This is a genomic window from Pseudomonas sp. AF32 (assembly GCF_022342325.2).
Classification (GTDB): domain Bacteria; phylum Pseudomonadota; class Gammaproteobacteria; order Pseudomonadales; family Pseudomonadaceae; genus Aquipseudomonas; species Aquipseudomonas uvaldensis.
In genome coordinates, this window is the sequence record NZ_RQJK02000003.1 from 54,949 (window position 1) to 68,641 (window position 13,693).

Annotated in this window: 8 protein-coding genes; 6 read left to right on the forward strand and 2 right to left on the reverse strand. The window is 60.3% G+C overall.

Going from position 1 to position 13,693, the window contains the following annotated elements:
• Positions 1–49 precede the first annotated feature (49 nt).
• The 4 genes from EGM97_RS03925 to EGM97_RS03940 all read left to right on the forward strand — a co-directional run bounded on the left by EGM97_RS03925 (position 50) and on the right by EGM97_RS03940 (position 5,193).
• Positions 50–2,572, forward strand: coding sequence for a TcfC E-set like domain-containing protein (locus EGM97_RS03925; protein ID WP_238961001.1), 2,523 nt, complete (start codon positions 50–52; stop codon positions 2,570–2,572).
• Between the two features lie 73 nt (positions 2,573–2,645).
• The gene (locus tag EGM97_RS03930; RefSeq protein ID WP_238961002.1) at positions 2,646–3,389 is read left to right on the forward strand and encodes a molecular chaperone; all 744 of its coding nucleotides are present in this window, start codon (positions 2,646–2,648) and stop codon (positions 3,387–3,389) included.
• A 34-nt stretch (positions 3,390–3,423) separates the two neighbouring features.
• Positions 3,424–3,906 (forward strand): CS1 type fimbrial major subunit, encoded by a 483-nt coding sequence (locus EGM97_RS03935; protein WP_238961003.1) that lies wholly within the window; start codon positions 3,424–3,426, stop codon positions 3,904–3,906.
• An 18-nt stretch (positions 3,907–3,924) separates the two neighbouring features.
• Entirely contained in the window at positions 3,925–5,193 is a 1,269-nt protein-coding gene (locus tag EGM97_RS03940; RefSeq protein WP_238961004.1) for a hypothetical protein, read from the forward strand.
• 25 nt (positions 5,194–5,218) lie between these two features.
• Here EGM97_RS03940 and EGM97_RS03945 read toward each other — a convergent pair whose 3' ends face one another.
• Positions 5,219–8,326 carry a transglycosylase domain-containing protein gene (locus EGM97_RS03945; RefSeq protein WP_238961005.1) on the reverse strand — a complete coding sequence of 1,036 codons (3,108 nt, stop codon included), beginning with the start codon at positions 8,324–8,326 and terminating at the stop codon, positions 5,219–5,221.
• A gap of 427 nt (positions 8,327–8,753) precedes the next feature.
• Here EGM97_RS03945 and EGM97_RS03950 point away from each other — a divergent pair, with 427 nt between their 5' ends.
• The gene (locus tag EGM97_RS03950; protein WP_238961006.1) at positions 8,754–9,212 is read left to right on the forward strand and encodes an REP-associated tyrosine transposase; all 459 of its coding nucleotides are present in this window, start codon (positions 8,754–8,756) and stop codon (positions 9,210–9,212) included.
• Between the two features lie 462 nt (positions 9,213–9,674).
• Positions 9,675–11,096 carry an amino acid permease gene (locus EGM97_RS03955; RefSeq protein ID WP_238961007.1) on the forward strand — a complete coding sequence of 474 codons (1,422 nt, stop codon included), beginning with the start codon at positions 9,675–9,677 and terminating at the stop codon, positions 11,094–11,096.
• Between the two features lie 284 nt (positions 11,097–11,380).
• On the opposite strand, the gene EGM97_RS03960 is transcribed toward EGM97_RS03955, so the two are convergent.
• Positions 11,381–13,693 (reverse strand): glycoside hydrolase family 3 N-terminal domain-containing protein, encoded by a 2,313-nt coding sequence (locus EGM97_RS03960; protein ID WP_238961008.1) that lies wholly within the window; start codon positions 13,691–13,693, stop codon positions 11,381–11,383.

Sequence of the window (13,693 nt, forward strand, 5' to 3'; positions counted from 1 at the left end):
CGGCCTGTACCTGGAACGTCCGTTAGTTTGCCGATATGAGAATCCGTTGATGTTTCCGAAGACACCCATCGCGGGTGCCCTCGCGCTGATGCTGTGCGCGAGTGCATTGGCTGCGCCGACTGCCCCCGGTACGACACCGAGAAGTCTGTTGTCCCAGGCCAAGGGGCTGCCGGAGGAGTTTGAATCCCACTTTTTCGATGTGCCTCTGGCGGTTCGTATAGAACTCGATCAACAGTACCTCGGCGAAGCCATGGTGGTGTTGACCCGGGACGATCGCATTACTTTGCTCGAATTCACTGACACCCAGGACAGCCCGATCTCGGCCGCGGACCGCGGGCAATGGGAACACCTGCTCAAGGCGGGGCGTCCCTTGGGGGCTTGTGAAACCCAATGTACCTCGGGGCTTTTGGCGGTGCACTACAGTCTCGAACATTCGCTGGTGTCCATTCTTACCCGGAATGTCGAACGTGGTAGCGCAGAGAAGCGTTACTACGACCAGCCGCAAGACGGCAGTCTTGGTCTTATCTTCAACAACCAACTCAACCTCAACGGTGGCCAGGAACAGGACACGGGTGGGCGTTATGGTCTCAACGCCAGTTCCAGCCTGGGTAACTGGAGCCAGTCGTTCGACTTGCAACTCTCCCGACTGGGCGGGCCGGATGACAAGCTTTATCACGCCGTCCATGAACTCTTCACCCAGCGGGAAATGGAAGATACGTTCTTTCGCCTGGGCTACTTCATGCCGGGCTCCGATGGCTTGAACCGGCAGATCCGTTCGTTCGGCGCCAACCCGGACACCGCGCTGGGGGTCATGTACGGCAGCTCCGACAGCCTGGTCATCAACAATCCCAAGCCCAGCGTGTACCCGATCTATGTCACCGCCAGCCGCCAGGCCGCGGTGGAGATCTACCGCAACGGCCTGTTGATCAACACCCAGGCCGTTGCCGCCGGTTTGCAGAGCCTGGACACCCGCCCGCTGCCCGGCGGCATCTATGAAGTGGAGGTACGGCTGATCGAGGACGGGCAGACCACGGCCACCACTCAGGAGCTGGTCTACAAACCCAACAATTGGCGCAGCGCCGACGATCGCTGGCGCTATAACGTGTTTGCCGGCCGTGAAAGCAAACTGCTGAGCAACTGGGACGACCAACCGAGCGGCTTCGCCACTGCCGGGGTCGGCCTCAATTACCTGGCACACCCTCGGGTGGTGCTGGGACTGTCCACACGCCAGGTGCAGGACAAACTCCAATATGGCACCTCGGTGGACTGGACATTGGCCAGCAGGGCCAGCCTGTTCGCCAACATCTACCAGACCGAAAAATACGGCACCGGCATGGACCTGCAGGGCCTCTACAGCTATGGCCTGGGGAGTGTGGTCGTCAGTCATAACCGCAGTTGGCTGGATACCCGCAACACTTACGAAATCCTGCCCGACGGCACGCGTGTGCGCCAACGCAACGTGTTCGTCGGCCATACCAGCAATTCCTCGCTGTCGGTCAACCACCGGTTGAGCAACAAGACATCCGTCAACGGGCGGCTGTTCTACAGCGAGGGCAATGTCCAGGGCACCGGCCTGGACCTGGGATGGAACCAGCGTGGCAAGCTGGGCGGCAGCGATGCCAACTGGCGCTTGTCGGTGTTCGACCGCCCGGGCACGTCCAGTACCGCCGAGCGACGCAATCGTGGCCTGGACCTGAGCGTCAACGTGGCGTTGGGCGGGCCGGGCGAGTATTGGACCGGCAGCATCGGCACACGAACCTCCCGCGACGGCGACAGGGATAACAATGCCTCGCTGACCTATCGCCGGGACCTTGAGGATCACGTCCTGCAAAGCGTTTCCGCCACGGCCCTGGCCGATACCTACGGCATGGGCCTGTCGGGCCTTGCCAGTTTCGAAACCGATTCGTTGTATGGCGACGGCTTTATCCAGCGTTCTTCCTACAACGACAACCTCACCGGCGGCTTGAACCTGAGCAGCACGGTGGCCGTGGGCAGCCGTAAAGTCGCTTTCACCGGCCTGCCCCAGAATGGCGGCGCGGGCATGATCGTCGATGTGGAGACGGATCTGGACGATATCGTCTTGCTTGCCGATGACTTGACCGGCGGCACCACGACCCTGCGTCCTGGCCGTAACTTCGTGGCCACCACCGCCTACCAGAACAGCATGGTGACCTTCGACTTCGACGGTATCCATCCGCCGGCGGCCAGTATCTCCCCGGCGCGCGTTCGCTATCACTTGAACAAGGGCGGTGTGGACTACCGCAAGGTGAGCGTGATGAGAACGGTCACTGTCCTGGGGCGCCTGTTGGACGAACAGGGGAAGCCGCTCAAGGGCCATCACGTCATCAATCACGCCAGCCGCGGGGTCAGCGAAGTGGACGGGTTTTTCTCCATGGAGATGACCGCCAACTCGCCGACGCTGGAGGTTCGCTATGGCAATGACTTGCTCTGCCAGTTCCGACTCGATCCGGACAGCGCCAGCCGCGAGGGCGACGTGTTGATGATCGGCGATCTGCGTTGCACGCCGGACACGCTGGCCGGCAACGATCCTGTGCGCCAGACGGCGGGTTGAGCCTGACTCCACTTTCAAGACGTATTCCGTGAAACGGTCGTCATCGACCGACGTCAATCCATGAGGTTTGGTAATGAAACGCTTATTGGCTTTGTGTGGTTTTTCGCTGTTTTCCATGATGGCCCAGGCCGGGCCGCAGATTAATGTCGGCGTGGTCTACGACTACCTTGACGGCGACAAAAGCACCTACATGAAGAGGGTCTTCAACGGCGGCACGTCCACGGCGTTCGTGAAGATCGAGATCATGGAAATCCTCTACGCCGCGGACGGCAGCTACCAGGAGGTGCCGCTGCAGGACCAGGTCGACGCCATGACCAAAAACGGCCTGATGGCGAGTCCGGCGCGCCTGATCGTGCCGGCCAATGGCGTGCAGGGCACTCGACTGCTGTTCATGGGTGATCGCGACAAGGAGCGCTACTTCAGGGTTCGCTTCGTGCCGGTGGTGCCGGAGGCCGAGGATGAGTTCGCGGTCAGCGCCGAGGAACGCGAGGATTACAAGAAGGAGCGCATCGCAGCTGGAGTGAAAGTGCTGGCCGGTTTCGGCACGGTGTTTTTCGTAAGACCCAGGGACACCCGTTTCGAGACCGTCATCGACGACAGCGCCGGACGCTACCAGGTGCGCAACAACGGTAACAGCGTGGTGGTGATCGATGAGTTCAAGGATTGTTCCGCGCAAAAAGAAAACGATTGCCGGCCGACGACAAAGCACCACGTCATGGCCGGTCGTGCCTTTGCGTTCGATAAGGAGCCGGGGCGGGAATACCGTTTCGACCTGATCGAAGGCCCAGGGAAGAAAGCCGTCGAAATCAAAGGCTGACGACTTGCCGTCGCTGACGCCAAAGGTATCCATCATGTTCAAGACACTGGTCCGCTCCCTCCTGTTCAGCACGCTCACACTCCCGCTTCTCCCGGCATGGGGAACCGTGGAGCGGGAAACATTCGAAGTGCTCGTCACCCTGCCGACCGTCGACTTCCACGTCCTGCCGGTAGACCCGCAACTGGTCGAACGCGAGCAGCCGATGCAGTTCAACACCTTGACCTCCGGGCTCCTGCCGTTACGGGCCAACTACGAAGTCAAGAACGCCAACGGCGCCATCAATGCCCGCCTGGCCGAGGAGGCGTATTTGTCCAACGGCCGTGATCGCATCGACCTGCTTGTCCTGTTCAACAACGTTGCATTGAGTCTCGATTCGAATCGGGTGGTCTCGGCCGCCGAGGCCCGGCCCGGTCGGCGCGTTGGCCTGGAGATTTCCGCCGTCAGGACGGATGAAGATTATGCGCCCGGCAATTACCACGGCACCGTACACATGGTGTTCGACGCGGTGGCCCCGTAGCTAATTATTGGAGAGAGTATGAGTCCTTCAAACACCTTCGGACGCGGGCGTTCATTGTGTCGCGTTGCCATGACTCTGGTCCTGCTGTTGGCCGGCACGTCGACGGCCAGCGCGGTGACCATGGACATCACTGCGCGTTTCCGTCCAGACCCCTTGAAGCCCAGGGAGAATAAATTCGTCAATACCACGCCGCTGGGTGGGTATTGTTTTGTTCATGCAGCGCAATGCAACGCCCTGGGTATTTCCAGCGTTTTTTTCCCCATCGATGTCAGGTCCTCCGGTCCTATCCAGGACAATCACGGCAACATTCGGCAAGGCGCGATGTTCAACGTGCCGGCCGACTGGCGCTCGGTCACGGTTACTCATGCCACCACGGGCGAAAGTAGCGTTGTGGAGATGCGCGTTGCGGGTATTGGCGCACGCTATCGGGATCTGGATGTCACCGCTCTGACGGGAGTGGGAAATGCCACTGTCGCTCACGGCTTGTTATGGGGTTCCGCCTGGAATGAGGCCCCTTCGCCGTGCCGCAGTTCGGGCCTCGGGGCGGGGATCTCCGCGGTGACTTATTCTTTTTTCTGGCATTTTCCACAAACAGGTACCTGTGCAAAACAGGCCAGATACCTGATCCCTTCGTTTCGTTATGACGACGTCAGTTTTTCCTATGAATTGCGTACCCCCAATCCCTTGAAGATGTCTGCGGGTCGCTACACCGGCACGATGTCTTATTCCATCGGGCCGGGCGGGGACTTTGATTTCGGCGATGTCATGGTCGCGAACGACTCCTTGCTCACGCTCAATTTCGATCTGGAGGTCGAACACACGCTCAGGGTCGAAGTCCCTCCTGGCGGGAACAAGGTCGTGCTCGAACCCCAGGGTGGCTGGCAAGCCTGGCTGAACCAAGGGCAAAAACCGACGCGGTTGTTTCGTGACCAGACCTTCCATCTCTGGGCTTCGTCGCGTTTCAAGATGAACCTGCATTGCCAGTTCGCCGATGCCAGCGACAACACCTGCATGCTCTGGGCACCCAGTTCCGGTTTTCTGGTGCCGGTCAGTATCAGTGTGACCCTGCCCGGCGGCGTGACCGACGCCACCGGGCAACCGGTCAACCGCCGTCGGCTCTATCTGGACGGCAGCGGCACCGAGCTGTTCCAGCCGGGGATTTTCATCGACCGCAAGCCGGGTACCCTGCATTTTGAAGTCGGCCGCGCCCAGGTGGAGCAAATGCTGGGCGGGGACGCCAAGCAATACGGCGGCACGGTGACGGTGATATGGGACTCGGAGGTGTAACCGGTTTGCGCCGCTCCCACGGGCCCTACTGGCGAGCCACCAATGGCTGGCACTGGGTATGGCTGCCTGGTTGCAGGTAAGGGGAGAGTATGGGCGCCATGCCCTTGAGCACTTGCACCGGCAGGGCCGAGGTGAATTTGAAATTCTGCGCCGAGGCCCCCGGGACGTAGGCGGTGAGGGTGCCGAAATGGCTGTCGCCAATGAAGAACACGAAGGTGGCGGTGCGGTTGATCGACTTGGAACTGATCACCCGTCCGCCGGGCCCGACGGCTTCGATGCGGTTGTCGCCGGTGCCGGTCTTGCCGCCCATTGGTAATGGCGTGTCGTCCGCCAGTTTGAAACTTCCGGCCACCCGTTTCGCGGTACCGGCATCGACCACTTGGGACAACGCCCCGCGCAAGGCCCGCGCCACTTCGACGGGCATCACCCGCTTGCCGTTGTCCGGGTCATTGATCAATTGCGTTTCATAGGGGGTGTTGGCGGCGAAGTGCAGGCTGTCGATTCGCAGGGCCGGCTGCCGGACCCCGTCGTTGAGAATCGTGCCCACCAGTTCCGCCAGCGCCGCGGGGCGGTCGCCGGAGCTGCCGATAGCGGTAGCCAGCGACGGTACGAGATGGTCGAACGGATAGCCGACTTTCTGCCAGCGCTGGTGGATGTCCAGAAAGGCTTCGATCTCCAGCATGGTACGGATGCGACTGTCCCGTGCGCTTTTGTGCCGGCTTTTGAACAGCCAGCTGTAGACCTCCTGGCGTTCGAACTGGCTGGCCTTGACGATTTCACTGAATTTGGCGTCGGGGTTGTTCAATAAATACCCCATCAACCACAAGTCCAGCGGATGGACTTTGGCAATGAAGCCCTGGTCCGGCAGGTCGTAAGCGCCCGGGCCGTAGCTCTGGTAGAGCCGCTCCAGACGTTCATCGGTGAGTTTTTCGACGCTTTTGGCCGATTTCAGATGCGAGCGCACGAAGCGGTTGAAGCTTTCCTGGCTGTCGTTGGGGAAGAAATAGCGGTGCACTGCGGCCAGACGGATTGCGGTGGGATGCATGCTGTCGAGAAACGTCTCGAGACGCTGGCTGGTGTCCTTCTTCTGGTACTTCTTCCAGAACTTGAGCAGGAACGAAGTGCCTTCGCGGTCGGCGAACTGGGCCAGGTATTCCTGGCGCCGCGGATCCTTGTCGTCCTTGAGCAGTTCGGCGCTGTTGCTGGGGCCCGCGTAGGTCGCATAGCGCACCAGGTCGCGCATCAGGCGGATGAACGGCAGGTTGATCGATTCGCGCAGGGAGTCGCGCAGGGTAGGGTTGCGGCCGTTGTCTTCGTTGCGGAAGTTGTGGAAGGTGTGCAGCCCGCCGCCGGTGAAGAACGCCTCGCCGGGGCTGGCGGAGTAGGTGCGGTCCAGGGCCGCTTCAAGCATCTTCGGCAGACTGCGGTCGCTGTTCTGGATCAGGTAGTCGACGGCCCAGCGGGACAGACGGTCCTGGTCGGCGATGTCGGCTTTCTTCAGCTCGGCCGGCGTTTGCTGGCCATAGCGCTCATGCAATTCGGCGATGATCTGCAGGTAGGTGGTGAGCACCCTCAACTTGGCGGTAGAGCCCAGTTCCAGCTTGCTGCCTTCGTTGATATCGAAGGGCTGGTCGGTGCTGTCGGTCTGTACCCGTACCCGCGAGCCGTCCGGGGTCAGTTCCAGCAGGGTAAAGCTGTAGCGTACCTGGGTGGTGCTGGTCGGGGTCAGCAGGCGTTCGCCCATCAGGCCGATCTCGGTTGCGAAGGCCGGGTCCGCCAGGCGCTTGAGGTACTCGGTGGCCTGGGCCTGCAAGTCGTTTTGCAATGTGCTGGTGGCCGAGAGGTCCAGGCGGTCGAGATCATACAGCGGGCGGTTGAGCAATGTGGCGAGGCGACTGCGAGCCGCGCTGATACCTTTATTGGTTTCGATGGGTTGGATTGTCGGGTCCTGGACCCAGTCCCGGTAACTGACCTTGCTCGCCAGGGCCGCATCGGCCAGAGCCCCATCGATCACGCCGTTCTGTGCCAACAGCCGGAGATGGCTATCGGTCAGGCTCGCCAGCTCGTCGCGGCCCTTGGACAGGTAATGGGAAGGGCGACGCTGGGCGATCATCAGCGACAGCATCTCCCTCAGGGCCAGGCCTTTTTCAGCCAGGCTCCGTGGATCGGTGGCATCGCTGAACAGTCGTTCGTTGGCGCGTTTGAAGTCGGCGCCGTACCAGACTCGCAAGCCTTCAGCCATGCCGTGCACTTCGCCATGGCCAGGAACGGCGGAGAGCGGCACGCTGTTGAGGTAGTCGCGAACGATCCGTTGCCGCGCCTCAAGGGTTTGCGGGCCGGCCTGGTAGGCGCGCACGCTGGCGGACACCATCTGGCGGATTTTCTCCGCGCCCGAAACGGTCAGTCCATCGGGGGAATGACGGTACTTCTCCAGCTGAGTCGCCAACGTACTGCCCCCCGCGGATTGCCCCGGCAGGCTCAACATCTTGGCCACTTGTGACCACGCCGCCATGCCGAAGCGTGGCCAGTCCACCGCCGGATTGGCCTGTGGGTACCTTGGATCCAGCAGGAAACGGTTTTCAATGAACAACAGGCTTTGCACCACCACGGGGGGGATGGCATCGAAACTCGCATACAGCTGTTGCGGGTACTTGAATTGATACAGCGGCGCGGCGCGGCAATCGGTGATGGTCAGGCCGGCCTGGATTTTTTCCGGATAGGGAACGAACAACCCTTTATTGACGTAGTCCATCAGCGCCGGCGAAAACCGGGCCTGGGCCTGGATCACGTAATTACGCTTGAGCAAGCGCGGCAGAAACTCCCCCAGGGCGCTGTAGCCCAACCGCCGGTCGAACGGCCCGTCTCCGGGATAAACGATGGCATCGCTGGGGCCTGGCTGCACCGAATAGTTCAAGGACTCGGCATACCGACTGATTTCCCTGGCCTGGAAGCGTGAGGTGCGCATTTCCTTGGCGGCCGCCAGCCCGACCACCACCACGATAATCAGCAGCAACAACCAGAAAGCCCGCCAGCCATGCCGGGCACGGCGATTTTTTTGGGGTGAAGGCGCTTCTTCCATACGTTCAGTCGGGACCACAGGTTTACTCGAATCGGTTTGCCACAAAGCGCCCATAGTCACTGATCCACTCACGCAGATTGATCGGACTTGCTTGAAGCTTAGACGGTGGTTGGCGCGGGGGGAGGGGAAATTGATGGGCAACGGTCTGTCATGACTTCCACTAGCCGCTCTTTGCGGCGAGGGGATCTATCCGTGGCAAGGGGATTTGTCTGTTGCAAGGGGATTCATCTGTGGCGAGGGGATTTATCCCCGTTGGGCTGCGAAGCAGCCCCCAATGCAGATAACTCAATCGCCAGATACACCGGGGTGCCATTGGGGGGGACTGCTTCGCAGCCCAGCGGGGATAAATCCCCTCGCCACAGAATAAGCCCCAACATCACAAGTACTACACAAGCTTCGGACTATTCGCTCGATCTTCTCAGCGCCGATCAAACAACAGCATGGCTACGCTGCATCCAAACCCTCTCAAAGGAAGCAAGGAATGCATCCACGCCCCAAATCACATCGCTTGCGTCGAGGACGTTATTCGGAGCAAGGACGCGCCTATCTGGTGACGGCCGTTACCCATAAGCGTCGTCCTGTTTTTGCCAATTGGAAGGTTGGAAGATTGTTGGTTGCCGAATTCAAACGCGCTCATGACTCTGGTCTGGTGAATTCTTTAGCCTGGGTGGTGATGCCGGATCATTTTCACTGGTTGCTGCAACTCCACGACGGCCATCTGAGTCGTGTCATCGGTGCCACCAAAGCTCGATGCACCCATCGCATCAATAGCATGACCGAAACCTCTGGTCCGCTTTGGCAAAGCGGCTTCCATGACCGCGCGATTCGCGACAATGAAGAGCTGCGACCCACCGCCGACTACATCATTGCCAATCCGCTTCGGGCTGGGCTGGTGGAATGTATTGGCGATTACCCTCTCTGGGATACTGCATGGCTTTGAAGCCCTCTTGTTCCCTGTCTCGACCGGGAGCATGGATTTATCCGTGGCGAGGGGATTTATCTGTGGCAAGAGGGGATAAATCCCCTCCCACAGATAATTCCTCCCGCCCCAGTCGGCAGTGGCTCCGAAAGTCTTGTGCCAGAGCCATTGCCCGGTGCCCAGGCATGACGCTGCATCCTCTCTATGCAATACTCCGCAGCGCTTTCAGAAACGTCTCTCATCCAGATAATGCATCTCCAAAAACCCGGTCTTGTCTGAGGCTTATCCTGAATTTCTCTGTTTTTACAGTGAATCTCTCTATACCCGGCTTTTTATACTGCACGACCCACCGATCTTGAGGCTCCGGTCTCCAGGACGGTCTGCCCACGACGCAGACCCGGTTTCGGCAAGGCAACAGGCTTATCGGCCTGTGGCCTTGGAAGCCCGGTGGCCAATCCAATAACAAAACGAGGTTGTATCCCTATGCCTGTCGGCAATCATCTGCCCCATGGCGAGACCGCTCAGGGTGGTCCGCTCAAACGTGAACTCGGCGAGCGACATATCCGCCTGATGGCGCTTGGCGCCTGCATCGGTGTCGGGTTGTTCCTCGGTTCGGCCAAGGCCATCGAAATGGCCGGCCCGGCGATCATGCTGTCCTACATCATTGGTGGCCTGGCGATCCTGGTGATCATGCGCGCCCTCGGCGAGATGGCTGTGCACAATCCAGTGGCCGGTTCGTTCAGCCGTTATGCCCAGGACTATCTCGGCCCGCTGGCCGGCTTCCTGACCGGCTGGAACTATTGGTTCCTGTGGCTGGTGACCTGCGTGGCGGAGATCACCGCGGTGGCGGTGTACATGGGCATCTGGTTTCCCGATGTGCCCCGCTGGATCTGGGCCCTGGCCGCACTGGTCAGCATGGGCTCGATCAACCTGATCGCGGTCAAGGCCTTCGGTGAATTCGAATTCTGGTTCGCCCTGATCAAGATCGTGACCATCATCGCCATGGTCATCGGCGGCGTGGGCATCATCGCCTTCGGGTTCGGTAACGATGGCGTGGCGTTGGGCATTTCCAACCTCTGGACCCAGGGCGGTTTCATGCCCAACGGCGTGACGGGCGTGTTGATGTCGCTGCAAATGGTGATGTTCGCTTACCTGGGCGTGGAGATGATCGGCCTGACCGCCGGTGAGGCGAAGAACCCGCAGAAAACCATCCCCGACGCCATCGGTTCGGTGTTCTGGCGGATCCTGCTGTTCTACGTTGGCGCGTTGTTCGTGATCCTGTCGATCTATCCATGGAACGAGATCGGCACCCAGGGCAGCCCCTTCGTGATGACCTTCGAGCGTCTGGGTATCAAGACCGCCGCCGGCATCATCAACTTCGTGGTGATCACCGCTGCGCTGTCTTCCTGCAACGGCGGTATCTTCAGCACCGGGCGGATGCTCTACAGCCTGGCACAGAACGGCCAGGCCCCGGCCGGTTTCGCCAGGACCTCGGCCAACGGCGTCCCGCGCCGCGCGTTGTTGCTGTCCATCGCCGCCTTGCTGTTGGGCGTGCTGCTCAACTACCTGGTGCCGGAAAAAGTCTTCGTCTGGGTGACCTCCATCGCCACCTTCGGTGCGATCTGGACCTGGGCGATGATCCTGCTGGCCCAGCTCAAATTTCGCAGGGGCCTGAGTACTTCCGAGCGTGCCGCGCTGAAATACCGCATGTGGCTGTACCCGGTCAGCTCGTACCTGGCGCTGGCATTCCTGGTTCTGGTGGTGGGGCTGATGGCGTACTTCCCGGATACCCGGGTGGCGCTTTATGTAGGCCCTGCGTTCCTGGTGCTGCTGACGGTGCTGTTCTACGCGTTCAAGTTGCAACCGAAGGGTATTGCTCAAGGTTCGGTAGGCGTCGCTTCGTAGTTGCCTGGGATGAAACCGCAAGCCTCGATCAGTTGATCGTAATTCTGTTCACTTAAGAAAAACGATGCACCTGTGGCGAGGGGATTTATCCCCGCTGGGCTGCGCAGCAGTCCCAAAGCCCTGCTACTCGGTGCATCAGGCAGATTGAGTCGCCTGTATTGGGGCTGCTTCGCAGCCCAGCGGGGATAAATCCCCTCGCCACAATGAACCGGGCAAGTCTTAAGTGAACGGCAATACGCTGGCCCAGGAACCGGTCTGGTTGTCTGATCCGGGTGAGAAAGGGCTCAACGCGAGACATTTTCGCGCGGTAGACGTGGAATCGCAGAGTGCTGGACGGGCAGTTGGGCACTGGTTGTGACTTCGAAGCTTGCCCCATTGGTGGTAGTGGAGCTGCCTCCGACGAACACCTGGAAAGTCCCCATTTCGACGAACCGCAAGAGGTCCTTGCCCAGTAACGCGAAGTCGTTCTGATCCAGCAGGAACTCGACGGTCCTGGTTTCACCCGGAGCCAGTCGGACCTTGGTAAAGCCACGCAAGGTCCGCACTGGGCGCGTGAAGCTGGCGATGTTCTGCCGTAAGTACAACTGGATGATTTCCTCACCGGCTCGTTGGCCGCTATTACGCACATCCACCTGAACGCCGAGTGTCTCATCGAAGGCCAGTTGCCGCTTGCTGAGCTTGGGCGATCCGTAGCTGAACGTGGTGTAGCTCAGGCCGTGACCAAAGGGGTAAAGAGGGGTCCATTCTTCATCCGCGTATCTGGAAGTGAAGAGATTGGCTTTGTCCGGTGGTCGTCCGGTGTTTTTATGCGCATGGTAAAGAGGAATCTGGCCGACGGTGCGCGGAAAGGTGACAGGAAGTTTGCCGCTGGGGTTTACATCGCCAAACAGCACATCGGCCACGGCATTGCCCATTTCGGATCCCAGGAACCAGGCCTCGATGATGGCCGGCACTTGTTTGTCCATGGCCGGTATGGCCAACGGGCGGCCGTTCATGAGAACGACGGCCATGGGTATGCCGGTGCTTTGCAATTGCGCCCAAAGCGTGTTTTGCGCCCCGGGCAAATCAAGGGAGGTGCGGCTGCGGGCCTCTCCACTCATGTTGGCCGTCTCGCCGAGCACCGCAACAATCGCATCGGCGTCGCCGGCGGCTTGCCGAGCCTCTTCGAGACCGGACGTGTCGAGGTTATCGGGAGAGGCACCAGTGACATAGACAACCTTGGTTCCAGGCGAAACCGCACGTTTTATGCCCTCTAGTACCGTTATCGATTCTTCGGCTCGACCGACGCCGAACCAAGGGCCCAGGGTGGACTGGGCGTCGTTCGCCAAGGTGCCGACCACGAGAATCTTTCGTAGGTTTTTCGACAACGGTAGCAAGGCACCGTCATTTTTCAGCAGCACAATGGATTTCTGTGCCGCCTCTCGTGCCAGCGCGCGCGTTTGAGGTGTCATCGTCAGCGCTTTTTCGCGGGCCGGGTCGCTGTATCGATAAGGGTCGTCGAACAGGCCCAGCCGTTGTTTGGCCTGGAGCACGCGTCGCACCGCATCATCGACCAAGGTGGGGGGGAGTCGACCGCTACGTACCAGAGCAGGTAGCTCCGTGGCATAGTTGCCGCTGACCATGGCGATGTCGACTGTCGCGCCGAGTGCCAGTCGGGCTGCTTCTTGCTTTGTCGAGGCGACGCCATGCTGTATCAGGTCACCGATGGCCTGGTAATCACTGATGACTATCCCTTTGAATCCCCACTCCCTACGCAGCTTGTCATTGATCAGTCTTTGACTGGCATGCATCGGCGTGCTGTCCATCTCGTTGTAGCCGGGCATGACCGAATCGACCCCGGCCTGTACGGCGGCACGAAAGGGGGGGAGGTAGACTTCCTCGAGCGTTCGCTCGGACATCTCCGAGATGTTGTAATCACGCCCTCCCTCGGCGGCGCCGTAGCCGACAAAATGCTTTGCGGTGGTCAGAATTGCCGATGTGTCGGGAGCGCCCTTGCCGCGGAAGCCGGCCACTCGAGAGGCCGCCAAGGCTGCGCCCAGGAAAGGATCTTCGCCGGCGCCCTCGACGACTCTTCCCCAGCGGGGGTCCCGTGCGATATCCACCATCGGCGCATACGTCCAATGCAAGCCGCTCGCCGTGGCTTCGACGGCTGCTGCCCGGGCGGTTCGTCGAGACAGCTCCGGGTCCCAGGCCGACGCCTCGGCCAGCGGTACGGGGAATACAGTACGGAAGCCGTGAATCACATCGAAGGCGAACAGTAGCGGAATGTGCAGACGCGCATTCTGGATGGCTTCGCGTTGCAGCGCCGCCGTGTGCCCGGCGCCATAAGCACCTATCAGGGAGCCCGCTTCAGCGACCCCGATGGTTGGTCCATCCTTGACGTCGATGGTGGCTCCCGTCGGGGTGATGTGCATGGCCAGTTGGGTCAATTGACCGGCTTTTTCCTCCAGGGTCATCTGGTCGATCAAGCGTTCGATAAAAAACGCGTCCTGCTGCTGTTTCCCGGCTCGCTCCTCGGCTCGGGACGCGGGATGAAACCAGACAGTGACGATCAAGATAGCCACCAGAATCATCGTGATCACTCGTGTCGTGTCCAT

What these genes read in the sequence shown, in the direction of transcription:
- EGM97_RS03925 (WP_238961001.1), top strand. Translation starts at nt 50, where the DNA reads ATGTTTCCGAAGACACCCATCGCGGGTGCCCTCGCGCTGATGCTGTGC.
- EGM97_RS03930 (WP_238961002.1), top strand. Translation starts at nt 2,646, where the DNA reads ATGAAACGCTTATTGGCTTTGTGTGGTTTTTCGCTGTTTTCCATGATG.
- EGM97_RS03935 (WP_238961003.1), top strand. Translation starts at nt 3,424, where the DNA reads ATGTTCAAGACACTGGTCCGCTCCCTCCTGTTCAGCACGCTCACACTC.
- EGM97_RS03940 (WP_238961004.1), top strand. Translation starts at nt 3,925, where the DNA reads ATGAGTCCTTCAAACACCTTCGGACGCGGGCGTTCATTGTGTCGCGTT.
- EGM97_RS03945 (WP_238961005.1), bottom strand. Translation starts at nt 8,326, where the DNA reads ATGGGCGCTTTGTGGCAAACCGATTCGAGTAAACCTGTGGTCCCGACT.
- EGM97_RS03950 (WP_238961006.1), top strand. Translation starts at nt 8,754, where the DNA reads ATGCATCCACGCCCCAAATCACATCGCTTGCGTCGAGGACGTTATTCG.
- EGM97_RS03955 (WP_238961007.1), top strand. Translation starts at nt 9,675, where the DNA reads ATGCCTGTCGGCAATCATCTGCCCCATGGCGAGACCGCTCAGGGTGGT.
- EGM97_RS03960 (WP_238961008.1), bottom strand. Translation starts at nt 13,693, where the DNA reads ATGGACACGACACGAGTGATCACGATGATTCTGGTGGCTATCTTGATC.